The following is a 25,112-nucleotide window of genomic DNA, read 5'->3' as shown; positions in this document are numbered from 1 at the left end:
CCGGGTCGCACCGCCCCTCGGGGTGATCACCTCCCGGCGCCCGGCCGGTGGTCCTTCGACGTCGGCTGGAACCCGACCGTGTAGGTCCGGGTGACCGACCCGTTGGCCGAGGTCACCTTGATGGTGCGGGTGGTGAACCTGCTCACCGGCGACGAGAGGACCGGACTGCCGTCGGTGATCCTCAGCCGCGCGCCGTGCTGGGCCGCGACGGCGATGACGGCGGGGATCCTCTTGTCCTTCGGCCAGTCCACGACGTAGGTGGACACGGCCGGGTCGAACCCGTCGATCGCGACGCCTCCGACCTTGATCGACTTCGCGTCGGCGACGCTTCCCTTGGTGGCGTCCGAGAAGTTCTTCACCGTGACCGAGCCGTCGGCGTTGACGACCACCTTCGCCGCCATCGCGGCCGCCAGGTTGATGCGCTCCCAGCTCGCCCCGCCCTTCGCGGTGAGGTCGAGCGGGTACCCGGAGTCCGTCGCGGTCTGTTCGAGGACCTGGGTGCGCTGCTCGGTGGTGAGGTCCGGGAAGGCCGTGATCAGCAGGGCCGCCGCGTCGGAGGGCGCCTTGAGTGCCTGCCCGGACGCGCCGACCCGGGAGAACCCGTAGGTCAGGCGGCGCGTGTACAGGCTGACGTGCTCGTCCGTGTTCAGGCCGGCGTAGGAGTCGCCCTGGCAGGCCGCGAGCGTGTCGCCGTATCCCTCCTTCTCGCACTGCGCGAGCAGCACGTTCTCCATCTCGGTGTGCGCCTGGGTCAGCAGCTTCGCGAAGCCGGGGTCGGCCCAGCGGTGCGCGACGGTCGCCTGTGCGCCGATGCGGCCGCCCATGACGTCGAGCGGGTAGTGGAACCCGAGGACGATGCGGTTGTTCCCGTACTCCGAGGTGCGGGCGAGGATCGACGGTGCCAGCTCCGGCAGGAGCGTGGCGAGGATGGTCCCGGCCTCGTAACCGCCGTAGGTGTGACCGCTGGGGTACGAGCCGCTGGTGGTGAGGCCGCCGTAGGAGCCGTCCTGCGACTCGTAGATGTCGCCGCCGTCGCCCACGAATCCGAGCCGCACGTACGGGCGCATGTATCCGAAGTGGTCCTTCGCCGCTCCGCCCTTGTCGAGCCCCTTCGTGACGCGGGAGAAGAGGGCGCTGGTCTTCGGCAGCCGGCCGCCGCCGAGGGCGTCGCCGTAGATCCGGCCGAGCCGGGATCCCAGACCGTCCGCCATCGTGACGGTGGAGCTGTTCGTCGCGTCGATCTCGGCCCGGTCCACCTCCTTCTGCGTGGCCGCGTTGTTGATGCTCACGGCGATGCGGTCGTTCTCGGCGGTGACCGCGGCGCCGTGCGGCACCTTGGTGTTCGCACCGAGGATGCCGGAGCCGAGGTCGTCGAAACCGTTGAGCAGGCCGAAGAAGTAGTCCGTACCGTCGCCGTCACCCGGCCACTTGTCCGACGCGTAGTCCGCGTTCAGCGTGTCGTCCGGGAAGGGCGAAGGCTCGTACGCCGGGTCGGCGGACCGCGCCGGGGCCTTCGCGGCGGAGCCGGCCGAGGTGCCGGCCAGGGTGACCGCGGTGACGGTGGCGGTGTGCGCCTTCGCCTTGTCCGAGGCCGTCAGCAGTGCCGTGTTCATCGTGGCCGGTACGTGCGCGGTGGTGCCGTCGCCGAGGGTCACGGTGTAGCCGATGACGGGGAATCCGCCCGTGTCGGCCGTCCGCCAGGTCACGCGGACCTGCTTGCCGTCGGTGATCACGCTCGTCACGGACGGGGCGTGCGGCTTGATGCCGCCGATGACCACGGGTGCCGTGGCGGGGCTCTGCGAGGAGTTGCCGACGCTGTTCACCGCGCGGACGCGCGCGGTGTACGAGGAGCCGGCGCGCAGCCAGCTGAACGTCGCCTTCCGGCCGGCCGGGTCGGAGATCTTGATCTCGTGGCCGTCGCTGAGGGTGATCCGGTAGCCGGTCACCGGCGAGCCGCCGGTGTCGGCGGGCGCCGACCAGGCGACGGTCACACTCGTGCCGGACACCGTGGCCGAGACCGCGCCGGGCGTGGCCGGCACCGTCCTGGGCTTCGTGACGAGGGCGGACACGGCGTGGCCGAGGGCGTCGTGGCGCGCGGCGAGGGCCGCGTCCGTCGCCGTGGCGTCGGCGAGAGCGGTCTTCGCCTCGGCGAGCGCCTTGGTGAACGCCTTCCACGACGCGTCCGTGTAGCGCGCGTTGTCGAGGGCCGACGCGGTCGCGACGAGGTCCTCCAGCTTCAGCCTCGGGAGAGGGATCAGCTGCTTGGCGGCGAGGGTGAGGCTGCGGGTCCGGGTGTCGGCCTCCAGCTGGGTGACGCCGTCGGCGTCGGCCGCGGCGCGCGCGGCGGCGAGCTCGCGCCGGTACACGCCGAAGTCGATCGCGTCGTAGCGCACGGCGTCGCCGGACAGCGTCTCGTACTGGGCGATCGCCTTGCGCAGGGCGGACTTGTCGGTGACGGCGGGGGTGTCGACGTGCTTGAAGGCGACCCGGCCGAGGTTGGCGACGTAGGGGTGCGACGCGTCCGGGCTGGTCGTCAGCCGCAGGTGGACGGCGTGCTTACCGGTGATCGCCGTGGGCAGGGTCAGGCTCGTCGTCCCGCCCGACGACCACGCCGCTCCCGTCACCGGCAGCGGGACGGTCGCGTACGGGGTGCCGGGGCTTGCCGCGTCGAAGGAGTCCAGATAGATCTGGACGGCCGAACCGGTTCCGCAGCGGGCGGAGTTGTTGACGTAGGTGACCGTGACGGTGCTCTTCGCGGAGGTACCGAAGTCGATGTCCCCGTAGTCGAGCCAGGCTCCGTCGTAGGTGCCGCCGAGGCTGGTGGCGGAACCCGCGCCGGTCCAGCCGGCCGGCTCGCTCTTGAGCCCGCCGCCGCTGTGGGAGCGGAACGCGGTGGCGTCGAACGCCACGGGGGCGTCGGCCTCCTGCGTCAGGGCCAGCGAGTGGACGTTGCCCACGTAGGGCTGGGCGTCCGTCTGCGTGCTGGAGACGAAGGCGGCGTACACGTCCTGGACGCCGGTGAAGACGGACGGGTCGAGGTGCACGCTCGTGGTGGCGGTCGTGCCCCAGCCCGATCCGCTGTAGTCGAGCGGGACGGTGACGGTCTTCGGGCCGTCCTTCGAGCCGAGGTGGAGCTCGATGCGCGAGTCCGACGCCGCGCGCGACTGGGGCTTGTCGTAGCGGACGGTGACGGTGTCGGCGCCGCTACGGAGGTCGGTGTCCTTCCACTCGGCCCACGCACCGTTCGTCACGTTCTCGAAGATGCCGTTGGAGAGCTTGAGGGGCAGCGAACCGCCTCCGGTCGTGGTGCTGTTCACCGCGGTCAGCGCGGCGAGAGTGGTCACCGGCGACGAGGAGACGTCGTACGGCGAGAACTGGTACCAGTCGAAGTTCGACACCCACTGCTGGCCGGACGGGGCGTGGAACACGAACGTCGCACTGGACGCGTCCAGCAGGGCGTCCGCGTCGGTGACGGCCGCCTGCACCGTGCTGTAGTTCTGCCAGGCGGCGGTGCCGGGGAGCTGGACGGTCGCGACGACGGGCCCGTCGGCGGCGCCGGCGTGGACGTCGACGCTGCTCGCCTTGGCGTTAGTCGCCTGCGAGTTCGCGTAGCGGACGGAGATGCTCCGCGGGGCGACCCCGCCGAAGTCGAGCTTGTTGAACCGCTCCCACGATCCCTCGGTCACTCCGCCGAGGTTGCCGTCCGAGTTGTTCCGCTCGCTGACGAGGCTGGGCCCCTCCTTCTGGTCGGGGGACTCGGCCTGCAGGACGGCGTAGCCGCCCTCGTCGATGGTGAGCGCGTCGACGGCGGACCGCAGCGCGTCGTCCGCGGCCATGATCGTGCCCGTCGCGGAGGAGGTGTCAGCGACGACGGTCCGTGCGCGTTCGAGCGCCGACCGGAACAGGGTCCAGGACCCGTCGGAGTAGTTGCCGCTGCGCACCAGGGACGCCTCGGCGACGAGGGCTGCGAGGGCCTTGCGGTGCACCGCGGCGGCGGAGACGAGGAGCGGGTCGGTCGGGGAGATCCCGGTGCCGCGGACCGTGGAGGCCTTCACTCCGTGGGCGAAGGCCGCGTCCTGGAAGGTGATGCCGAGACGGGCGTCGGTCTTCGTGGTGCCGCTCAGCGACAGCGTCGCCGTGCGCGGTCCGCTGACGCGGAGGTCCGCGGTGACACCGGCCGGCAGGCCGGTCAAGGTCGCCGCGCCGGTCTTCGTGAGGCTGGTGCCCGTGCGGGCGGCGAACGACGCCGGCCCGGTCAGGGTGAGCACCACGCTGCCGCCGAGCTTGCCGTCCGCGGCGGTGGAGACGGTCCCGGGCTTGGCCGAGACGACGGTGTCGCCCTTGCCCGTGCCCGTGCCGCCGTCACCCGTGCTGGTGCTCAGGGAGTACGCGGGCTTCGTGTGGGCGCCCCACTGGGAGGGCTTGGATCCCATGGTGAAGTCCAGCGTTCCGCCGGCGATGATCTGGGAGTAGTCGAGCCAGGTGTTGTCGAACCGCGAGCCGTTGAGCTTGGCGCTCTGGACGTAGTAGTTGTCCGGCGAGACGCCGTCGGCCTTCACCGTGAACCGGGTGCCGTTGGCGTAGGTGATCGTCGTCGAGTCGAAGAACGGGCTGCCGATCTGGAACTGGCTGGAACCGGCGGTCACCGGGAACAGCCCCAGGGCGGCGCCGACGAACATCGTCGACATGGTGCCGGCGTCGTTGTCCATCGTCGGCAGGAAGCCGTTCGGGGAGAGCTTGTAGACCTGCGTCTTGACCGGCGGGGTGAACTGGCCGCCCGAGCTGGGGGCTTCGTTCGAGGAGCCCGTCGCGATGTAGCGGTTCCAGGTCGTGCCGGTGTAGATGGAGCGCACCCACTTCTGCGTCAGGCTGGGCTCGCCGACGTAGTTGAAGAGGTACGGGGCCTGCAGGTCGATCTCGTTGGCGTTGGAGTGCAGCATGGTCGAGCCGTCGTCGACGGCGGAGTCCTCGCCGAACATGTGCTTGACCGCGGCCTTGCCGGCCTTGGCGCCGCCCATGGCCTTGATGAGGCGGTCCATGTCGTAGGCGTCGTACCAGTGGTACTGCCAGAGCGTGCCCTGGTAGAGACCGGCCGCCTCGAACTTCTCGTAGTCGGCGCTCTGCCAGTCCCCGCCCGTCGCGCGCGGGGTGAGCAGACCCACCTTGGTGCCGTCGGGCGCGGTCCAGGCGCCGGACTTCACGAGGTTGTCGATCGCCATCGTGGACTGGGTGCGCAGCTTCTTCGCGTCGTCCTTCTTGCCGAGCGCGTCGGCGATGACGGACAGCGCCCACTGGTCGTAGCCGCGCTGGACGGTCGTGCCGGGGTCACCGGACACGTATCCCTGGCGCAGCTGTGCCCCGGTGTAGTAGCCGGAGTACGACAGCAGTGCGGGGTAGGCCTCGTCGAGCCGGTCGAAGTTCTTGAAGCCCTTCGACAGCGCGTCGGCGACGAGTACGGCCGAACGCTCCCAGCGCACGGTCGGGACCGAGTGCGTGAGGCTGCCGAGGCTCTTGCCCGAGGTGCGCGTGTCGGCGAAGAGCTCGACGAGCGACTGGATCATGTCCCGGTAGGTCGCCGGGTCGATGTACGCCTCGACGGAGTACTTGCGGAAGTCGTCCCAGGTCGACCAGCCGTCGTAGTACGTGAAGCCGTTCGCCTTGTGCACCGCGCCGTCGGCGCCGCGGTACGTGCCGCTGGTGCTGGTGGCGTTCACCGGCAGCGCGTACATGCGGTACAGGTGGGTGTAGAACTCCTTGGTGAGCGTCGACCCGGGGTCGGACTTCGCCGAGGAGCGCACCGCGACGGCGCCGAGCGTACGGTTCCACTCCGCCTTCGTGCGGTCGCGCGCCTGGTCGAAGGTGAGCCCGCCGACCTCCTGGGCCTGGTCGGTCGCGGCCTGCTCGGCGCTGATCGGCGAAAGGGTGATGCGCAGTTCGACGTCGTTCGCGGCGGACGTGTCGAAGCCGAGGACGGCGCCGGTGTCGGTGCCGTCCTGGCTGGTCGCGTCGCTCAGCCTGCCGTCGTTGCCCCAGCTCTTCAGCGACGTCACCGGGACGTTCGTGGTGGCGTTGTAGTACAGCTGGTACGCGGCGCCGTTGAACGATCCCGCGATGACTCCGGAGATCGAGCCGGTCCCGTCGGGGAGCGTCGTCGCCTTCATCGTGGAACGGGTGCGGCTGGTGTAGTTGTTGGCGAGGTCGAGGACGAGCTGGGGCTTCGACCCGGCGGGGAAGCTGTAGCGTTCGAGCGCCGTGCGCGTCGTCGCGGTCATCTCGGCCTTGATGGTGCCGGAGTCCCGCACGACCGACGCCCCGGTCCCGGACACGGCCCCGAGGCCCACCTTGTACGAGCCGGGCGACGCGCTCTCGTCGGTGTGGCTGTACGTGTGCGCGTACGTGCTGGGGGCGGGCCGCTTGTCGTACTGCACGGAGGTCGGGACGACGAGCAGGTCGCCGCCGCCTCCCGAGCCGCCCACGCCGTCGAGGTTCGTCGCGGTGAACCCGGCTATCTGCTTCTCGTTGTAGTCGTACCCGGTGTGGTTGCGGCCCGGCGTGGTCATCGGGTTGACCTTGGCGAGGCCGTGGGGCGCCTGGGCGCCCGGGAGGTCGTTGCCGTCGTCACCCGCGGTAGACACGAAGGGGTCGACGAGTGCCGTGTAGTCCGTGCCGCCGGACGTTCCCGCGGACGCCGTGGCGTGGGGCGCGGCAACGGCCGCTCCGCCACCGGCCAGTGCGGCGAGGCCGAGCGCCCCGGAGAGCAGGGTGGCGACCGTCGCGCGCATGCGCCGGCGATGCCGGCCCGCTGGTCTCGGGAGCGCCGGGCGAGGCAGGGCGGGATGGGATCTTATGGACACGTAACCTCTCCAGGTCGCGATACGCACGCACGGTCCGGCGGACGACGCCACGAGCATGACAACGTTGTCCAACTCCGACCGGCATGCACCGGGGCGAAATGGTGGTGGACGCACGGGATCACGGCCACCGCGTTCACGACCACCCGTCATTAGACACGGGGAAAGCGGACAGTGGGCAAACTGAATTCATACAGTTTGCGTCACGATCGTCCGCCGGTCGGCACGCGGATCACGCGCTTCCCGCGAACACCCTTGCCCCGTAAGCCGATTGGGACCGTTCAACCCTCCCATACGTTCGGAGCCCCAACACCTGGCCCGTCGGCGGTTCATGGACGTCGTGACGGGGCGCCCGCCGGGACGGGCGGACGCACGCGTCGCGGACCGGTCCGGGCGACGGCGGCGGCACCCGCGCGGGCCCGCACGCACCAACCCCCGGGGCGAGACGCACGCCACATCCGCCGCCATGTCACATCCCGCCGGGTCCCGTCCGTCGAAGGGGTGCAACCGACAACGGCAACGGCACAGGAGTTCGTCATGGACGCTCGCTTGAACCTCTTCGGCAACCCGCTCGCGGCGCGGTTCCTCCAGCACATCAACTCCGCGGGCAAGGTCCTCGCGGAAGCGGGACTGCCCGACGCGACCCAGGAGCTGGTGAAGATCCGCGCCAGCCAGATCAACGGCTGCGGCTTCTGCACGGACATGCACACCAAGGACGCGGCGGCGGCCGGTGAGACCCCGGCCCGCCTCAACCTGGTCGCCGCCTGGCGCGAGGCCACGGTGTTCACCGAGGCCGAACGCGCCGCCCTGGAACTGGTCGAGCAGGGCACCCGGATCGCCGACGCGGCCGGCGGGGTCACGGACGAGGCCTGGTCCGCCGCCGCCAAGCACTTCGACACGGACCAGCTCGTCGCCCTGGTGGGCCTCGTCGCGGTCATCAACGCCTACAACCGGCTGAACGTCATCGTGCGGCAGCCCGCGGGCGACTACCGGCCCGGCATGTTCGGCTGAGGCACTGCACCCGGCCCCCGGGCCCGCGGCTCCGGCCGACGGGCCCGGGGGCCCCTTTGTTGACAGTCGCGCCCACTCATGACCATGATTCCATTAATTGACTAGTGGAATTGAGGCGAGGCGCGTGGTGGAGACGAGTACCCCGGACACGAGTCCGGGCGCCTGGGCACTGGAGGCCCGCGGCCTGGGCAAGCGCTACCGGCGCGGCTGGGCCCTGCGCGACTGCTCCTTCCGGCTTCCCGCCGGAAGGATCTGCGGTCTCGTCGGGCCCAACGGTGCGGGCAAGAGCACCCTGCTGGGCATCGCCTCCCGGCAGGTGGCGCCGACGGAGGGCGAACTGCGCGTCTTCGGGGTGCCGGTGAGCGACCCCGGCGTGATGCCGAGGTTCGCGTTCCTCGGACAGGACAAGCCCCTGTTCAAGCGGTTCACCGTGGCGGACACCCTGCGGATGGGCGGTGAACTCAACCCCGGCTGGGACGGGGAGGCGGCCGAGCGGATCGTGCGCTCGGGAAACGTGCCGATGAAGGCCGCGATCGGAACGCTCTCCGGCGGTCAGCGCACCCGGGTCGCGTTCGCCCTCGCCTTCGGCAAGCGGCCCGACGTGCTGCTGCTCGACGAGCCGATGTCCGACCTCGACCCGCTCGCCCGGGACGAGATGAGCACCCTGCTCATGGCGGAGGCCGTCGAGCGCGGGACCACCGTGGTGATGTCCTCCCACATGCTCGCCGAACTGGAGGACATGTGCGACTACCTGCTCGTCGTCGCCGGGGGCAGGATCCGGATGGCCGGTGACGCCGACGCGCTGGTCCCGGCCCACGCCCTGGTGACCGGAGTGACCCACAACGGCGCCCTCCCCGACGCGCTCGCCGGCCACACGGTCATCGAGAACCGGGTGCAGGGACGGCAGTTCCAGGCGCTGGTCCGGCCGAACGGCCCGCTGCGGGGGGACTGGCAGGTCGCCGAACCCAGCCTGGAGGAAGTGCTGCTCGCGCATCTGCGGTCGCCGGACGCACCCGCGCTCTACACACCCGGCGCCCGTGTCGAACCCGAGGAGGCCAGGACCGCATGAGCACCACCCTGACCGGCGTGCCCGCCACCCCGACCACGTCCCGCCGGATGACACGCGGGCTCACCTGGCTCGTCGTGCGCCAGCACCGCGCCGCAATGCTCTGCCTTCTCGCCCTGACGGTGCTCGGCTCGCTGTGGATCCTGTACCAGCGCGCCCAGCTGGCCGACCTGCTCGACGCGGCGGGCTGGCCGGCGAAGACCGCGCCGCAACCGGTCACGGGCCAGAGCTACAGCGCCCTCACCACACTGCTCGGACTGCTTCCGGGAGTCCTCGCGCTCTTCGTCGGCGCCCCGCTGATCGCGGCCGACCAGGAGCAGGGCACCGCGCAACTCGTCACCACGCAGTCCGTGACGCGCCGCCGCTGGCTCGTCGCGAAGCTCGGCTGGTGCTTCCTCGCCGTCCTGGTGGTCTCCGTGACCCTGTCCGTGTTCTTCACGTGGTGGTGGCGCTCCTACCACTCGGTCCTGGCGGACAGCTGGATCGACGCCTCGGTCTTCGACACCACGGGCCCGGTCCTGCCGGCACTCGCCCTGTTCCTCACCGCCGCCGGCGTCACCATCGGCGTCCTGCTCCGCCGGGTGCTCGCCTCCATGGTCGCGACCTTCGCCGTCTGCGTCGCCGTACAGGTCGCCTGGGGCGTCCTCCGGGACCACCTGGCCACCTCGCGCACCCTCACCTACCCGCTGAACGGCGACTCCCCCGCGCTCCTCGACGACGCCCACGAACTCGACCGCTGGGTGGGCAGCGCGGACGGGCATCTGTACGGATGGGGCGCGTGCGCGGAGGCGACCGAGAAGGCCACGAACGCGTGCATCGCGGAGAAGGGCATCGTCAACAACGTCGTCGAATACCTCGGCTACGACCAGATGGCGGCCATGCAGTGGACCGGCGCGGGCCTTCTCCTGGCAGGGGCGGCCGCCCTGACCGCGTTCGTCCTGTGGCGGGGCTCCAGGAGGCCGCTGTAGGCCCGGCTCCCCTTCCTACGTAAAGTGTTGCCATCTGAGCGGAAGGTGATGTCCGTGGTCGTGTTCCGCATCGACCGGCGCAGCGGTGTGGCGACGTATCTTCAGATCGTCCGTCAGGTCGAACAGGCCCTGCGGATGGGTGCGCTGGAGGAGGGTGACCGGCTGCCCACGGCCGCGCAGGTCGCGGCCACCACCAAGGTCAACCCGAACACGACGCTCAAGGCCTACCGCGAACTGGAGCGTGCCGGGCTGGCGGAGGTCCGCCAGGGAGCGGGGACCTTCATCACCCGCAGCCTCAACGAGCCCGATTCCGGACCCGGATGGCCCCTGCGGGCCGCGCTGAACGACTGGCTGCACCTGGCGCGCGAGGAGGGGCTCGGCGGCGAGGAGGTCCAGGCCGTGTTCCGGTCGGCCTTCGAGGCGGTCTACCCCTCCGGGCCGTAGGCCTGAACCGGCCTCCAGGAGCGCCGCCCGGCGCCAAGTGGGCAGCAATAGATGGCTTTCCGCCATAATCATGCGGCTTCACTGGCATATGCCTTCCCACGGGCACCCCCAAGGGGTTCACTGACAGTGACTTGAGGTGACGCGGCCACCCGTCCGGCCCGCCGACCCTTCTCCGAGGAGGGGCCGCAATGAGCAAGATCGTCCTGCCCGCGCTCCACATGCCCTTCAGGAGCGCGGGCTGCAACCCGCACATGGAGCTCGCCGGTAAGGCCGTCTGGCACTGGGCCGGGGAGAACGGCCTCTCGCTCTCCCCCGCCGCCCGGAACAGGATGCTCCGGGCCCGGCCGGAGCTCTGGACCTCGCTCGTCTTCCCCGATGCCTCGCAGGAACATCTCGACCTCTTCTCCCAGTGGCTCTTCTGGATGCTCCTGGTCGACGACGAGTTCGACGACGGGGTCGCGGGCCGCGACCCCGGCCTCTGCGAGCGGGTCGTCGCGCGGCTGGTGGGCGTCCTCGACGGCGCCGGACCGGCCAGCCCCATGGAGTACGCCCTCGGGGACCTGCGGGAGCGTGCCTGCCGGGGCCGGTCGGCGGGCTGGACCCGGCAGTTCCGGCGGGACACCGCTTCCTGGCTGTGGACGTACTACGCCGAGGCCGTCGAGCGGGCCGCCGGACGGGAGCCGGCCCGGGCCGACTTCACCGAGCACCGCCGCGACTCCGTGGCCGTGCGGCCCTTCCTGGACCTCCAGGAGGTCGCCGCCGGAACGGATCTCCCGGAGTCGGCACGCGGCCTGCCGTCGTACATCGCCCTGCGGAACGCGGTCGCCGACCACGCCGGGCTCTGCAACGACATCTGCTCACTGGAGAAGGAGGCCGTGCTCGGATACGGGCACAACGCCGTCCTCCTCCTCCGGCGGGACCGGGGCTACACACTCCAGGAAGCGGTGAACGAGGCGGGCATCCAGTTGTCGCGCATGGCCGAGCGGATACAGCGTGCGGAGAAGGAGCTCACCAGGGAGATCGGCGCCGCACGCCTCGCGGGCCCTGTCCGCACGGCGCTGCGGGACTGCGCCCGGAGCCATCGGGGCCTGGCGCGCGGGAGCTTCGACCACCAGGCGCGCGCCGAGCGCTACACCCGTCCCGATCTCGTCCGGGCCGAGTGGCAGGGCTCCCTGTCCCCCCACTTCACCGCCTGACCGTCCGGCCGGTCCGGCCGGAGCGGACCGCCGGACCGGGCAGCCGGCCGCCGCGAGCGGCACCGGGAACGCCTCACCGGCGCGGACCCCCACCGGCCGCTCGGCCGCCCGGAACCCGCGACCGCCGGTCCGGTGCGGTCAGGCCTTGTTCTGGGAGGCCCAGAACTCGTCGAACGTGAGCTCGCCGTCGCCGTTGGTGTCGTGGGCGTTGATGACGGCCTGCGCCACGGTCTCGGTGACGTAGGGGTCACCGAGCTGCGCCATCGCGCTCTTGTACTCGGCGGCCGTGATGCTGCCGTCGCTGTTCTGGTCGAAGCGCTCGAATGCCTTGCGTGCCGACTCGATGTCCGCCACTGTTCCGCCCCTTCGTTAAGCGTTGCTGACGGAGGTCAGATTATCCGGCAGCGCGGGCGGACCGTCCGGGGGGCGACCGACGGGTGGGGTCCCGGGACGGCCGTCAGCGGAAGACCCCGGTGTGGCCGAGCGAGTAGCGGCCCGGCTGCGGGTACACGGCCAGTCCGTGCGGCCCGCTGCCGACGGGGATCCTGGCCAGTTCCTTCCCGCTCGCGGTGTCGATGGCGTACACCTCGGCGTCGTAGCGTCCGGAGAGCCAGAGCACCTTGCCGTCGGCGGAGACACCGCCCATGTCGGGGCTGCCGCCGCCGGGAAGGTGCCACTTCTTGGTGAGCCTGTTCTTCGCGAAGTCGAAGACCGACACGGAGCCCTCGCCCCGGTTGGTGACGTACATCTCGCGGGAGTCGCGGCTGACGTAGAGGCCGTGGGCCCCCCTGCCCGTCGGCAGCAGCTTCGGGACGGTGAACGCCTTGCCGTCGAGCACCCACATGCCGTGCGACATCATGTCGGCGATGTAGAAGGTCCTCCCGTCCGGGGAGAGCTTCACGTCCTGCGGCATCGCACCCTGCCGGGGCAGCTTCTGCTGTCCGACGATCTCCATCTTCTCCGTGTCGACCTTGAGCAGGTCCCCGGAGAACTCGCAGGAGACGATGAAGTACCGTCCGTCCGCCGAGAAGTCCGCGTGGTTGACGCCCGCGCAGTCGACCGGCAGCGTCTTGGCCGTCTTCATCGTGTGCGGGTCACGGAAGACCAGTTCGCGGTCCATGGACGCCATGACCACGGCGTACTTGCCGTTGGGCGTGAAGTAGAGGTTGTACGGGTCGGAGACGTCGAGCGTCCGGCCGGTCTTCCCGGTCGCGGGGTCGATGGCGGTGAGGCTGTCGCCCAGGTCGTTGTTCACCCAGAGCGTCTTCAGGTCCCAGGAGGGCACGACGTGCTGGGGCTGGTTGCCGACGGGGATCGTCTCGATCACCTTGTACGTCGCCGGGTCGATCACCGAGACCGTGTTGGAGTTCGTGTTGGGCACGTACACCCGGGACGGGAAGTCCTTGACGGCCGGCGCCAGCTTCCCGGGCCGGTCCGCCGCGTAGACGTCCGCCGGGTCGAGCACGGGCGGCATCCCGGGCAGGCCCGGCGGCGTCGCGGGCCGGGCGGCCCGGTCGGGCGGCGCGGCGGCCTCGGTGCGCGAGGCGGCGGACCGCGCGTGGTCGGCGGGGGCCGCACACGCGGCGAGTGCGGCGACCAGCAGGGCCGCGGCGGCGAGGGGACGCGGGGAGGGAGGCATCAGGTCAACAGCTCCGTGGTGGTCACCGCGCGCAGTTGGCGCCGGTCGATTTCGGTGAGGAGGAGGGGGAGGGCGGCGACGGTGTCGCGGTAGCCGAAGTGCAGGCTCACCACGGAACCGTTGCGGAGTTCACCGGCGACCTTGCGGGTGACCGCCGGGACGCCGGGCGAGGTGAAGTCGAGGGAGTCCACGTCGTAGGACAGCACGTGCGGGTAGCCCGCCCGGCGCGCGAGGTCCTGGACCAGAGGGGTCGCGAACTGCGCGCGCGAGGGCCTGAACCAGGTGCCGATGGACCCGGTGAGCCTGCGCAGACGCTGTGCGCAGCCGGTGATCTCGGCGTAGGCCCGCGCCTCGTCCATCGCGTTGATGTCGAGGTGGCCCTGGGTGTGGTTGCCGAGGTCGTGGCCGCCGTCGAGGATCCGCCGTGCCATGCCGGGGTGCTCGTCGAGCCAGCTGCCGACGGCCAGGACGGTGACCCGGGCCCCGGCCCGCTCGGCTTCGGCGAGGACGGCGCGGGCGAGGACCGGGTCGCCCTGGCCGTGGAAGGTGAGGGCGACGCGGGGGCGGCTGCGGGAACCGTGGGCGATCTGGACCGGCTGCCCGGGGAAGCGGCGCGGGGCGGCGGCGGGGCCGTGGGCCTTGCGGGCGGGGCGGGCGCGGAGCTCGTCCGCCGTGGCGGCGGGCCGTGACGGGGTGTCCCGCGCGCAGCCCGCGGCGGCGGTGGCCGTCAGGAGCGTGCCGGCGGCGGCACGCAGCGCGTCACGGCGGGGCACCGGTGTCCTGCGACCGTCCATGGCCGTCCACCTCGCGGGTCGGTTCGGGTGCTGATCTTCCCGAGACACCCCCACGTTAGGGCGGAACCAGCTGATTGTTCGGCTGGACGCTTCCAGGAGGTCATCAATGAATCACCCAGCGGAGGCGATGAAAGTGTGAAGAAAACCAGGCGAGTGACCCATCGCACCTATGATTCAGAAACGAAACATGCACTTTTGATGCCTATTGCCCGTTTTCGCACATTGGCTCCCGGGTCGCCCGTCTGCCATAGTCGGTGACACGACCTCCTCCGACCCGAGCCAGGTCCCGCGAGCGGCCGTGGACACACCCCCCATTCCACGGCCCCCTCAGAAGCCCCCGACGTGCCGCACCCCGGCCGCCCGGGGGTTTCTGTGTGTCAGCGGTCGACGGTGCGCATCTCGAACCAGGTGGTCTTCCCGCGCGGAAGCAGGTCCACGCCCCAGCGGTCCGAGAGCTTGTCCACGAGGAAGAGCCCCCGGCCGCTCACGTCCATCTCCCGGACGGGCATCAGGCACGGGAGCCCGCGCGACGGGTCGCGCACCTCGATGCGGACCCAGCCCCGCCGACGGAGCATGCGTAAGCCGAAAACCCGCGCACCGGTATGCCGTACCGCGTTGCCCACGAGCTCGGACACCAGTAGCACACCGTGTTCGACGGTCTGCGGCGGAAGCTGCCACTGGCGCTGCATCACGCACGAGGTGATGCGGCGGGCGGTCGCGGCGGACTCCGGGCGGGACGGCAGCGCCACCTCGCCGTCCGTCGGATTCCCGAACAACTCCAGCGCCTTGAACGCCTGTTCGTCATCGACGGCAGACGTCCAGCGCGCCGCGGTCGCACTGCTGCGCGGTCGCGGCTGTTCCACACCCTCCAGGCCCGCCATGCCCCCATCATGGCCGCAAGGAACGCGCTCCGTGACCGTTCCGACGGAATCCCTTTCCCGGAACCAGTCATTCCGGGTTGGTTCTCCGGCATATGCCAGAGGCAGTACGGACCGCTCTGCGGCCACATCCACCTGCGCGGACGCCGCGGAGCGGGGTAATTGCACGAGCGGCCGGAGCACTGGACCTTAAGGCTCTCTTAAGGTCCAGCTAATCCGCCCACACGGATGAATACGCGTCCCTCTGTACGCAGTTGACTTCCGGTCAGAGGAATGTGGCCTTGCCCGGGCCCTCCTCCACGAAGCTGCGCATGCCTCGCTCCCGGTCCTCCGTGGCGAAGAGGCCGGCGAACCAGTTCCGCTCGATCGTGAGGCCGGTGTCGATGTCGGTCTCCAGCCCCGCGTCCACGGACTCCTTGGCGGCCCGCAGCGCCAGCGCGGGCCCCTGGGCCAGCTTCGCGGCCCAGGCCCTGGCCTGCTCGTAGACCTCGGCGGCGGGCACCACCCGGTCCACCAGGCCGATCGCCAGGGCCTCGTCGGCCCTGACCTGACGGCCCGTGAAGATCAGGTCCTTGGCCCGCGAGGGCCCCACCAGCCGGGCCAGACGCTGTGTGCCCCCGGCGCCGGGGATCAGCCCGAGCAGGATCTCCGGCTGGCCGAGCTTGGCGTTGTCCGCGGAGATCCTGAAGTCGGCGCAGAGCGCCAGCTCGCAGCCGCCGCCCAGGGCGTAGCCGGTCACCGCGGCGACGACGGGCTTGGGAATGCGCGCCACGGCGGTGAAGGACTCCTGGAGGGCCCTGGACCGCACGACCATGGCCGCGTGGTCCATCGCCTGCATCTCCTTGATGTCCGCTCCGGCCGCGAACACCTTCTCGCCGCCGTAGAGGATGACGGCCCGCACGTCGTCGCGCCGGGCCGCCTCCTCGGCGAGCTCGCGCAGCCGGTCCTGGACGGCGACGTCCAGGGCGTTCATCGGCGGCCTGTCCAGCCGGATCGTGCCGACTCTGTCGCTCACTTCAAGGGTTACGGTCATGGGAAGCAGGTTAACCGCCGCTAACGCGCACGGGCCCGGTGCTGTTGGTCACAGCACCGGGCCCGCCTCACATCCGCCGTACGGGAGGACTTACTCGGTCCACTCCGACCAGTCCATGTTCCAGCCGTTGAGGCCGTTGTCCGGCTGGATCACCTTGTCCTTGGAGTTCTTGACGATCACGACGTCGCCGATCAGCGAGTTGTCGAAGAGCCACGCGGCGGGGGTCTTGCTGTCCCACGCTCCGCGCACGTCCCGCAGCCCGACACAGCCGTGGCTGGTGTTGGTCGAGCCGAAGATGCCCGACCCTCCCCAGTAGTTGCCGTGGATGAAGGTGCCCGAGGTCGACAGGCGCATCGCGTGCGGGACGTCCTTGATGTCGTACTCACCACCGAAGCCCACGGTGTCGCCGTTCATCCGGGTCACCTTGAGCTTCTCGCTGATGACCATCTGGCCGTTGTACGTGGTCGTCGCCGGGGCGCCCGCGGAGATCGGGATGTCCTTGATCTGCTTGCCGTCCCGGACCACCTTCATCCGGTGCGAGCTCGCGTCGACCGTGGAGACCTGGCTGCGGCCGATCGTGAACTTCACGGTCTTGGCCTGCTTGCCGTAGACCCCGGGCCGGCCCTCGACGCCGTCGAGGTCGAGGCGCACGGTCACCTTGGTGCCCGCCGCCCAGTACTTCTCGGGACGGAAGTCGAGGCGGTCGTTGCCGAACCAGTGCGGCTCGACCGCCACGGCGGGCTCCGCCGTCACGCTGATGGCCTTCTCGACGGCCTCGGGGGCGGTGATCCCCCGGGTGAAGTGGATCGACACCGGCATCCCGACGCCGACGGTCGACCCGTCCTCGGGGGTGTACTGCCCGATGAAGGTGTTCTGCGGGACCAGCGTCGTGAAGGTGGTGTCCTTCGCCGACTGGCGGCCCTTGGCGTCCTTGGCGACCGCGTGCACCGTGTACTTGGTGGCGGCGGCCAGATGGCGGTCGGGCACCCAGCTCAGGCCGTCGGCCGCGATCCTGCCGCCGACCTCCTTGCCCTTGGGATCGGCGACCTTCACCGTGCTCAGCTTGCCCTGGGCGGCCGAGACCTTCAGCGCACCGCTGGTCGCGACGTCGTCGGCGCCGTCCTTGGGCGCGATGGTCACCACCGCCTGCGAGGCGCTGGTGTCGTCCACCGCGGCGCCCGCCTTCTTGTCGTCGGTCGTGCCCGTGGTGCCGTTCCCCCCGCACGCGGTCACCAGCAGCAGCAGCGCGCCCAGTACCAGCGGCAGGAGTCCGGGGGCACCGCGCCCACGCCGTCCCCCGCCCGCGCCGGATCCTGCCCCCGATATCGGCTGCCCGTTCATGTGGTCGTCTCCCCTCGCACGGCCCTGGCCCCGCCATGGCCCGCACCCCCGCGCGCTGCACATGCACGCCAGACGCCAGATAATCACACCGCGCGTAAGGAGAACTTCCCCGGGATGTCACCGTTCGGTCCCAAGTCCGCCCGGGGCGACGCCCGGTGGTCCCGGAGAGTCCTTCTCCGGGACCTTCGCAGGTCGGACCGGGGTCAGCGCAGTGCGGAGCCCGCCTTCCACCGGGGCCAGTCGAGGTTCCATCCGCCGAGGCCGTTGTCCGGTGCGACGGTCCGGTCGGCGGAGTTGACGACCTCGACCACGTCGCCCACGAGCGTCCGCTCGAAGAACCATCCGGCCGGGGTGTCCGAGCCGCCGCCCTTCACGTCGCGAAGCCCGATGCAGCCGTGGCTGGTGTTCTCCGAGCCGAAGATGTCGGGGTCCTCCCAGTAGTTGCCGTGCAGGAAGGTGCCCGACTTCGTCAGACGGATCGCATGGGGCACGTCCTTGATGTCGTACTCGCCGCCGAAGCCGACGGTGTCGCCGTTCATCCGGGTCACGTCGTGCAGTTCGGAGACGACCATCTTCCCGTTGTAGGTGGTCGTCTTCTCGGCACCCGCCGTGATCGGTACGGCGCTGACGAGTTCGCCGTCGCGCCGCACCTCCATGGTGTGCTCCCTGACGTCCACCACGGACGTCTGGGAACGCCCCACCCGGAAGGTCACCTTCTTCCGCTGGCTGCCGTACACACCGGGAGCCCCCTCGACGTCCCGCAGGCCGACGTCGACGGTGACCTCGGTGCCGGGCTCCCAGTAGGCGGCGGGGCGGAAGTCGAGACGGTTCTTCCCGAACCAGTGGCCGGCCACCTCGACCTCGGGCTCCGTGGTGATCCGGATGGCCCTCTCCACAGCGGCCCGGTCGGTGACCGGCCGGCTGAAGTCGAAGGAGACGATCATCCCGGTGCCTACGGTGGACCGGTTCTCCGGCTTGAAGTAGCCGATGAAGCGGTCCTTGGGGACCAGGGTGGTGAAGGTGGTGCTGCGGGCCGAGCGGTGACCGTCCCCGTCGACCGCGACCGCCTCGACGCTGTACTTCCCGGCCAGCCCGAGCCGGTAGCCGTCCTCCCTGGGAGCCCAGGAGCGCCCGTCACCCGCGATCCGGCCGGGCACCTCCTGCTGTTCCGCGTCCTCGATGCGGGTGACCCTGACCCGTTCGAGGCGACCGTCGGGGACGGTCACCTCCAGCGGGCTGTCGGCGCCGACGTCCGCGGCGCCGTCCTTGGGGACGATCCGGATGGCGTCCCCGGGTGAGCGGTCGTCACCGAAGAACGACGACGTCCCGGTGCAGCCGGTCAGTACGGCCAGCACGGTGAACAGTCCTGCCCATGTCAGCACGGCGGTCGAACCCGCCCGTGCTCTCTTCGCTACGTGGTTCACGCTCCCCCAACGACAGGGGTCGTCCGGGGGAAACGTGAGTGCGGGGCCCCCGGTGGGCAGAACAAGGGGTGAGGACACCATCAGGAAGGCCGCCGCCGGGACGCCGCGGACCCCTTCCGCCGGTGGCCGCTCCGACGAGCCGCAGGAGGCCGAGAGGTGTCGAGCACAGCCGAGCAGGAGGAAACGCCGCGCACCGCCGGGAGGATCGTGGAGACCGGACCGGTCCTCAGGAACGGTCCGGACGAACCACCCGTATGGCCGGGTGCCCCTATGCCGTTGGGGGCACGCTTCCGGGTCGGACCCGACGGTGTGGCGGGCACCAACTTCGCCCTCTGGGCCGGCGGCGCGGAAGCCGTCGAGCTCTGCCTCTTCGACGAGCGGGGACACGAGACGCGGCTGCCGCTGACCGAGCTGACCCACGAGATCTGGCACGGCTTCGTCCCGGGTGTGCGTCCGGGGCAGCGTTACGGCTACCGGGTGCACGGCCGGTGGGATCCCTGGACGGGAGCCCGCTGGAACGCGGCGAAGCTGCTCCTCGACCCGTACGCCCGCGCGGTGGACGGGTCGTTCACCCTGCCGCCCGAGGTGTACGGCCATGTGCGGGACTGGCCCGAGCAGCACGTCGCCGACACGGTGCGCGACGACCGGGACTCCGCCCCCTTCGTGCCCAAGGCCGTCGTGGTCCACGACGACGACGACTGGGCCGAGGACCGCCGCCCGAAGACGCCGTGGGCGGACTCGGTGATCTACGAACTGCACGTACGCGGCTTCACCAAGCTCCACCCCGGCATCCCGCCGGAGCTGCGCGGCACCTACGCGGGTCTCGCCCACCCCGCGGCCATCGCCCACCTCAGACGCCTCGGGGTCACGGCGGTCGAGCTGCTTCCGGTCCACCAGTTCGCCCACGAGGACCACCTGCTGCGGCGCGGGCTGCACAACTACTGGGGCTACAACTCGATCGGCTACTTCGCCCCGCACGCCGGCTACGCGGCGAGCGGCACCACCGGCCAGCAGGTCGGCGAGTTCAAGCAGATGGTGCGCGCCCTGCACGACGCGGGCATCGAGGTCATCCTCGACGTGGTCTACAACCACACCGCGGAGGCCGGGGAGCTCGGCCCCATGCTCTCCCTGCGCGGGATCGACAACCGCGGCTACTACCGCCTCTCCCAGGACGCGCGCCGTTACGCGGACTACACGGGCTGCGGCAACACCCTGCACGTGGTGCAGCCGCAGGTGCTCCGCCTGATCACCGACTCCCTGCGCTACTGGGTGACGGAGATGGGCGTCGACGGCTTCCGTTTCGACCTGGCGGCGGCGCTCGCCCGCTCGATGCACGACGTCGACATGCTCTCCCCGTTCCTCGCCGTGATCGCCCAGGACCCGGTGCTCCGCCGGGTCAAGCTGATCGCCGAACCGTGGGACGTCGGCAACGGGGGCTACCAGGTGGGCGCGTTCCCCCCGCTGTGGACCGAGTGGAACGACCGCTACCGGGACGCCGTACGGGACTTCTGGCGGGGCGCGCTGCCCGACGTGCGCGACATCGGCTACCGGCTGACCGGGTCGAGCGACCTGTACGCCTGGGGAGGCAGGCGCCCGTACGCCTCCGTCAACTTCGTCACCGCGCACGACGGTTTCACCCTGCGCGACCTGGTCAGTTACGAACAGAAGCACAACGAGGCCAACGGCGAGGGCAACCGCGACGGGACGAACGACAACCGCTCGTGGAACGGCGGGGCCGAGGGCGAGACCGAGGACCCGGAGGTCAACGCCCTGCGCCGCGGCCAGTTGCGCAACCTCCTGACCACGCTCCTCCTGTCGACGGGGGTGCCCATGCTCGTCGCCGGTGACGAGATGGGCCGCACCCAGGGCGGCAACAACAACGCCTACTGCCAGGACAACGAGGTCAGCTGGCTCGACTGGTCCCTGCTGGAGCGGCCCGAGTGGCGGCAGCTGACCGAGCTCACCGCCCGGGTGCTGTCCCTGCGCCACCGGCATCCGGTGCTGCGGCGCCGCGCGTTCTTCGCCGGTACGCCCCAGGCCCCGGACGGGCTGCGGGACCTGGCGTGGTTCACCTCGCGGGGCGAGGAGATGACCGAGGCCGACTGGTACGCGCCGGCGGCGACGCTCGGCCTCTATCTTTCCGGCCGCGACATCCCCGGCCGGGACGCCCGCGGCGGGCAGATCACCGACGACAGCTTCCTGGCCGTCCTGCACGCGGACCACCGCCCCTGCGACTTCCGGCTCCCGGGGCCGCCCTGGGCGCAGGCCTACGAACTGCTGGTGGACACCTCGCGCGAGGAGCAGTCCACGGCCCCGGGGACCCTCCACTCCGGCGGCACCGTGCTCACCGTGCCGGGGAGGTCGGTGCTGCTGCTGCGGGTGACGGGGTGAGGCCCGTCCGGCACGCGGGTTCGTCCGGCGGAGCTCCGGCGGGCGGCCCGCGCCGGTGCCCGCCGAGGCGGCCTGACGGCACCCGCCGATCGGCTGATGCGGCGCTGCGGCCAGGACGGCGTGACCCGAAAACAAGGTGAGTGATGTCAGTGGTGAACCTTAGGCTCACTCCTGATGCCCGAAAAACCTGCAGAGCCCACGGAACGGTCCGCCGTGCGCTCCCTCCTGCGCCTGTGGCCCTACGTCCGGCCGGTGCGCGCGCGCTGGATCGGTGCCGCCCTCGTGGCGGTGCTGGCCTCCGCTCTCGCCCTGGTCATCCCCCTGGTCCTGAAGTGGATGGTGGACGGCCCGGTCGCGCGGCGCGACCCCGGCGGGGTGTGGCTGGGGGCTCTCTGGCTGCTGCTGCTGGGGATCCTGGAGGCGGGGCTGTTCGGTCTGCGGCGGTGGCTGGTGGCCCGTCCGCTGGCGAGCGTGGAGGCGTCGATGCGCGCCGACCTCTACCGCCATCTGCAGCGCCTGCCCGTGGCGTTCCACGACCGCTGGCCCTCGGGTCAGCTCCTCTCCCGCGGCACCACGGACCTGATGCTCATGCGGATGTTCCTGGCCTTCCCGCTGACCTTCCTGCTGGTGAACGGGACCACGATCCTGGTCGGTTTCGTCATCCTGTTCGCCCAGGACTGGTCCCTGGGACTGGTCCTGCTGGTGCCCGCGGTACCCCTGATGATCCTGTGCTCCCTCTTCGAGACGAAGTACGCGCTGGTGGCCCGCAAGGCCCAGGACCAGGTCGGTGACCTCACGACGGTCGTCGAGGAGAGCGTGCTCGGCATCCGTATCGTCAAGGGCTTCGGCCGTAACCGCAGCCAGGCGCTGGCCTTCCGCACGCTCGCCCGGCGGCTGCGCGGCACGGAGCTCGGCAAGGCGAGGCTGCTCGCCGGGATCTGGGCGCTCATCACCGCCATCCCCGAGCTGGCCATCGGGGCGGCGCTGGTGCTCGGCACGGTGCAGGTGGCGGACGGCGAGCTGTCGGCCGGGACACTGGTGGCGTTCCTGTCGACCGCCCTCGCGTTGCGCTGGCCCGTCGAGTCGATCGGGTTCCTGCTGGCGATGAGCCAGGAGTCGGCCACCGCCGCCGACCGCTTCTTCGAGGTGATGGACGTCGAGGAGGAGCCGGAGCCCGAGGCGCCGGAAAGCCCTGCGGGGAAGGCCGGCGCGGCCGGCGAGGGCATCGTCTTCGAAGGGGTCGAGTTCCGCTATCCCGACGCGGGGCCGGGCTCCCCGCCCGTGCTCGCCGGGATCGACCTGCGGATCCGGCCCGGCGAGACGATGGCGCTGGTGGGCGCGACGGGTTCCGGCAAGACGACCCTGACGGCCCTCGTCCCGCGGCTCCACGACGTGACCGCCGGCCGGATCCTGCTGGACGGTGAGGACATCGCCCGCATGGAGCGCCGCACGCTGCGCGAGCTGGTGTCGGTGGCCTTCGAGGAGCCGACCCTCTTCTCGGCCACGGTCGGGGAGAACGTGCTGATGGGTGCGGAGGACGCGGGCGAACAGGACCTGCGCCGCGCCCTGTCGGTCGCGCAGGCCGGCTTCGCCGACGACCTCCCGCAGGGCGTCGGCACCCAGGTCGGGGAGCAGGGGCTGAGCCTTTCCGGCGGTCAGCGTCAACGCCTCGCACTCGCCCGTGCCGTGGTCGGCAGGCCCCGGTTCCTCGTGCTCGACGACCCGCTCTCCGCCCTGGACGTGCACACGGAGGCCCTGGTGGAGGCGGCCCTGCGCCGTGTCCTGGCGGACACGACGGCCCTGGTCGTCGCCCACCGCCCGTCCACCGTGATGCTCGCGGACCGGGTGGCGCTCCTGTCGGAGGGCCGGATCAGTGCCGTGGGCACCCATCAGGAACTCCTGCGGACGAGCTCCGAGTACGCCTGGCTGATGGCCGGCTCCCATGACGGCGCCGGTGACGGCGCCGGTGTTCTCGTGCCCGAGGAGGGCAGCACCCGATGAGCAGTACGACTGCCGACGGCCCCGCCCTCACCGGCGACGACCTGCCCGACGAGGGGTCCGGCCCGGCGCGGACGGAGGACGACGCCTTCGAAGGTGACTCCCTGCCTGCGCCCGGGGGCGCCACGCGCGCCCTGCTGATGTCCCTGCTCGGGCCGATGCGGGCCAGGGTGGTCGTGGCCTCCCTCCTCCTGCTGGTCCAGCAGGCGGCAGTGCAGGCGGGACCACTGCTGGTGGCATACGCCATCGACAGCGGGGTGCCGGCCTTCCGGAACCACGACTACGGCCCGCTGGCCGCCGTCGGAGCCGGATACGCGGTGTGCTCGCTGGGCGCGGGCGTCATGCAGTACGCCTTCATCCGGGCGGCCGCGCGGATCAACCAGGACGTGCTGCTGGACCTGCGCGGCCGGATCTTCCGCCACGCCCAGGCGCTGAGCGTGGACTTCCACGAGCGCTACACCTCTGGCCGGCTGATCTCCCGCTCGACGACGGACGTGGAGTCCCTGCGCGAGCTGCTCAGCGAAGGGCTCCAGGAGCTGATCGGCGTGATCCTGTCGTTCGTGTCGATCTCGCTCCTGCTCCTCTGGCTCGACCTCGGCATCGGGGCCATCGCGGTGGTCTCCTTCGCTCCCCTGTACGTGCTGGTGCGGCGTTACCGCCGACGGGCCGCGCAGGCCTACTCGGCGCGCTCGTCGGCCATCGCCGGGGTCATCGTGAAGTTCGCCGAGACGATGAACGGGATCCGTCCGGTGCAGGCCTTCCGCCGGGAGCTCGTCAACGACCGGGACTTCGCGGTGCTCAACCGGCGCCACGAGCGCACCAACGGCGACGCCCTGCTGGAGATGGCCCGTTACGTCGTCGGGTCCCGGCTCGTCGCCAACACGGCGGTGGCGGGCATGGTGCTGTGGGGTGCCTACCGCGTGGCGTCGGGCACGCTGGCCCTCGGCGTACTGGCCGCGGCGGTCCTGTATCTGCGCAGGCTCTACGACCCGATCGACCGGCTCGCGATGTTCCTCAACTCCTACCAGTCGGCGGCGGCGTCGCTGGAGAAGATCGCCGGTCTGCTGGCCCAGACGCCCTCGGTCCCCGAGCCGCTCACCCCGAAGGCGCTGCCGCCCCCGGCCGGTGAGCACCCGGGCCGCGAGGTGACCTTCGACGGGGTGCGGTTCGCGTACCGGACGGGCGGCGAGGTCCTGCCCCGCTTCGCCCTGACGATCCCGGCGGGCCAGACCGTGGCGGTGGTCGGTTCGACGGGTGCGGGCAAGTCGACGCTCGCGAAACTGCTGGCGCGCTTCTACGACCCGACGGAGGGCCGGGTGCTGCTCGACGGGACGGATCTGCGTGATCTGGCGGTCGACGAGCTGCGGCGGGGTGTGGTGATGGTGACCCAGGAGGCGTTCCTGTTCTCGGGGACGATCGCCGAGAACATCGCGATCGGCCGTCCGGACGCGACGCCCGAGGAGATCGAGCACGCGGCGAAGGCGATCGGGGCGCACGACTTCATCAGCGCCCTGCCCGACGGCTACGACACCGACGTACGCAAGCGGGGTGGCCGCATCTCCGCCGGGCAGCGTCAGCTCGTCGGGTTCGCACGGGCGTTGCTGGCGGATCCCGCGGTGCTGATCCTGGACGAGGCGACGAGTTCGCTCGACGTGCCCGGCGAGCGTGCGGTGCAGAGGGCGATGGACACCGTGCTGCACGGGCGCACGGCGGTGGTGATCGCGCACCGCCTGTCGACCGTCGAGATCGCCGACCGGGTCCTGGTGATGGAGCGGGGGTGCGTGGTGGAGGACGGAGCCCCGGCGGACCTCATCGCGGGGACCGGCCGGTTCGCGGGCCTGCACCGTGCGTGGCGCGAGAGCCTGGCGTGACGTGTGTGCCGGGTGTGGTCACAGCGCGGCCGCACCCGGCACCGGCGGCACGGATTTCCGTCCGCCGGGACGGCCTCTCCCCCGGTCCCCGCGGCTCCGCCCGGGGTGCCGTTCGGGACGGCGCGGAACTGGCCACAGTGCCGCGCCGTCCCGACTCCGTTTCCGCACCTCCCGCGAGCCTTCCTGTTCGAACGGCGCAGATTCGAA

General features: G+C 71.1%; 16 protein-coding genes. 8 read left to right on the top strand and 8 right to left on the bottom strand.

The genetic code is table 11. The features are described from left to right. Window positions 1-26: 26 nt before the first annotated feature. Complete coding sequence (locus ACFYY2_RS19420) at window positions 27-6,782, bottom strand: glycoside hydrolase domain-containing protein (protein ID WP_388744254.1); 6,756 nt, start codon at window positions 6,780-6,782, stop codon at window positions 27-29. A gap of 606 nt (window positions 6,783-7,388) precedes the next feature. Between ACFYY2_RS19420 and ACFYY2_RS19415 the strand changes: the two genes are divergently transcribed. The 5 genes from ACFYY2_RS19415 to ACFYY2_RS19395 all read left to right on the top strand — a co-directional run bounded on the left by ACFYY2_RS19415 (window position 7,389) and on the right by ACFYY2_RS19395 (window position 11,536). After that, window positions 7,389-7,862 carry a carboxymuconolactone decarboxylase family protein gene (locus tag ACFYY2_RS19415; RefSeq protein WP_388744251.1) on the top strand — a complete coding sequence of 158 codons (474 nt, stop codon included), beginning with the start codon at window positions 7,389-7,391 and terminating at the stop codon, window positions 7,860-7,862. Between the two features lie 124 nt (window positions 7,863-7,986). After that, window positions 7,987-8,931: an ABC transporter ATP-binding protein gene (locus tag ACFYY2_RS19410; RefSeq protein ID WP_388744248.1), complete on the top strand. Its 945-nt coding sequence runs from the start codon at window positions 7,987-7,989 to the stop codon at window positions 8,929-8,931. Beyond that, window positions 8,928-9,896, top strand: coding sequence for an ABC transporter permease subunit (locus tag ACFYY2_RS19405; protein WP_388744244.1), 969 nt, complete (start codon window positions 8,928-8,930; stop codon window positions 9,894-9,896). The genes ACFYY2_RS19410 and ACFYY2_RS19405 overlap by 4 nt, the downstream gene beginning before the upstream one ends. 48 nt (window positions 9,897-9,944) lie before the next feature. Next, a complete protein-coding gene (locus ACFYY2_RS19400; RefSeq protein ID WP_388744241.1) occupies window positions 9,945-10,340 on the top strand; it encodes a GntR family transcriptional regulator in 396 nt (131 codons plus the stop codon). Window positions 10,341-10,528: 188 nt separating this feature from the next. Further along, window positions 10,529-11,536 (top strand): terpene cyclase, encoded by a 1,008-nt coding sequence (locus ACFYY2_RS19395; protein WP_388744237.1) that lies wholly within the window; start codon window positions 10,529-10,531, stop codon window positions 11,534-11,536. Between the two features lie 138 nt (window positions 11,537-11,674). On the opposite strand, the gene ACFYY2_RS19390 is transcribed toward ACFYY2_RS19395, so the two are convergent. The 7 genes from ACFYY2_RS19390 to ACFYY2_RS19360 form a co-directional block, all read right to left on the bottom strand. After that, complete coding sequence (locus ACFYY2_RS19390) at window positions 11,675-11,890, bottom strand: EF-hand domain-containing protein (protein ID WP_327114431.1); 216 nt, start codon at window positions 11,888-11,890, stop codon at window positions 11,675-11,677. A gap of 103 nt (window positions 11,891-11,993) precedes the next feature. Next, window positions 11,994-13,175 carry a beta-propeller fold lactonase family protein gene (locus ACFYY2_RS19385; RefSeq protein WP_388744233.1) on the bottom strand — a complete coding sequence of 394 codons (1,182 nt, stop codon included), beginning with the start codon at window positions 13,173-13,175 and terminating at the stop codon, window positions 11,994-11,996. Further along, a complete protein-coding gene (locus tag ACFYY2_RS19380) occupies window positions 13,175-13,969 on the bottom strand; it encodes a polysaccharide deacetylase family protein (protein WP_388744230.1) in 795 nt (264 codons plus the stop codon). The genes ACFYY2_RS19385 and ACFYY2_RS19380 overlap by 1 nt, the downstream gene beginning before the upstream one ends. A 377-nt stretch (window positions 13,970-14,346) precedes the next feature. Then, entirely contained in the window at window positions 14,347-14,850 is a 504-nt protein-coding gene (locus ACFYY2_RS19375) for an ATP-binding protein (RefSeq protein ID WP_388744226.1), read from the bottom strand. A gap of 262 nt (window positions 14,851-15,112) precedes the next feature. Further along, window positions 15,113-15,880 carry an enoyl-CoA hydratase/isomerase family protein gene (locus ACFYY2_RS19370; protein ID WP_388744223.1) on the bottom strand — a complete coding sequence of 256 codons (768 nt, stop codon included), beginning with the start codon at window positions 15,878-15,880 and terminating at the stop codon, window positions 15,113-15,115. A gap of 90 nt (window positions 15,881-15,970) precedes the next feature. Then, complete coding sequence (locus ACFYY2_RS19365) at window positions 15,971-17,221, bottom strand: Ig-like domain-containing protein (protein WP_388744220.1); 1,251 nt, start codon at window positions 17,219-17,221, stop codon at window positions 15,971-15,973. Window positions 17,222-17,424: 203 nt separating this feature from the next. Next, on the bottom strand, window positions 17,425-18,645 hold the full coding sequence (locus ACFYY2_RS19360; RefSeq protein ID WP_388744217.1) for an Ig-like domain-containing protein: 1,221 nt from the start codon (window positions 18,643-18,645) through the stop codon (window positions 17,425-17,427). Window positions 18,646-18,915: 270 nt separating this feature from the next. Here ACFYY2_RS19360 and glgX point away from each other — a divergent pair, with 270 nt between their 5' ends. The 3 genes from glgX (at window position 18,916) to ACFYY2_RS19345 (ending at window position 24,905) form a co-directional block, all read left to right on the top strand. Continuing rightward, window positions 18,916-21,036 (top strand): glycogen debranching protein GlgX, encoded by a 2,121-nt coding sequence (gene glgX / locus ACFYY2_RS19355; protein ID WP_388744351.1) that lies wholly within the window; start codon window positions 18,916-18,918, stop codon window positions 21,034-21,036. 174 nt (window positions 21,037-21,210) lie between these two features. After that, the gene (locus tag ACFYY2_RS19350; RefSeq protein WP_388744214.1) at window positions 21,211-23,037 is read left to right on the top strand and encodes an ABC transporter ATP-binding protein; all 1,827 of its coding nucleotides are present in this window, start codon (window positions 21,211-21,213) and stop codon (window positions 23,035-23,037) included. Further along, window positions 23,034-24,905 (top strand): ABC transporter ATP-binding protein, encoded by a 1,872-nt coding sequence (locus ACFYY2_RS19345; protein ID WP_388744210.1) that lies wholly within the window; start codon window positions 23,034-23,036, stop codon window positions 24,903-24,905. Before ACFYY2_RS19350 ends, ACFYY2_RS19345 begins: the two co-directional genes overlap by 4 nt. Window positions 24,906-25,112 lie beyond the last annotated feature (207 nt).

Origin of the sequence: Streptomyces sp. NPDC001822 (genome assembly GCF_042892135.1) — a bacterium.
Taxonomy (GTDB): domain Bacteria; phylum Actinomycetota; class Actinomycetes; order Streptomycetales; family Streptomycetaceae; genus Streptomyces.
This window is presented reverse-complemented; position numbering and strand designations above follow the sequence as displayed.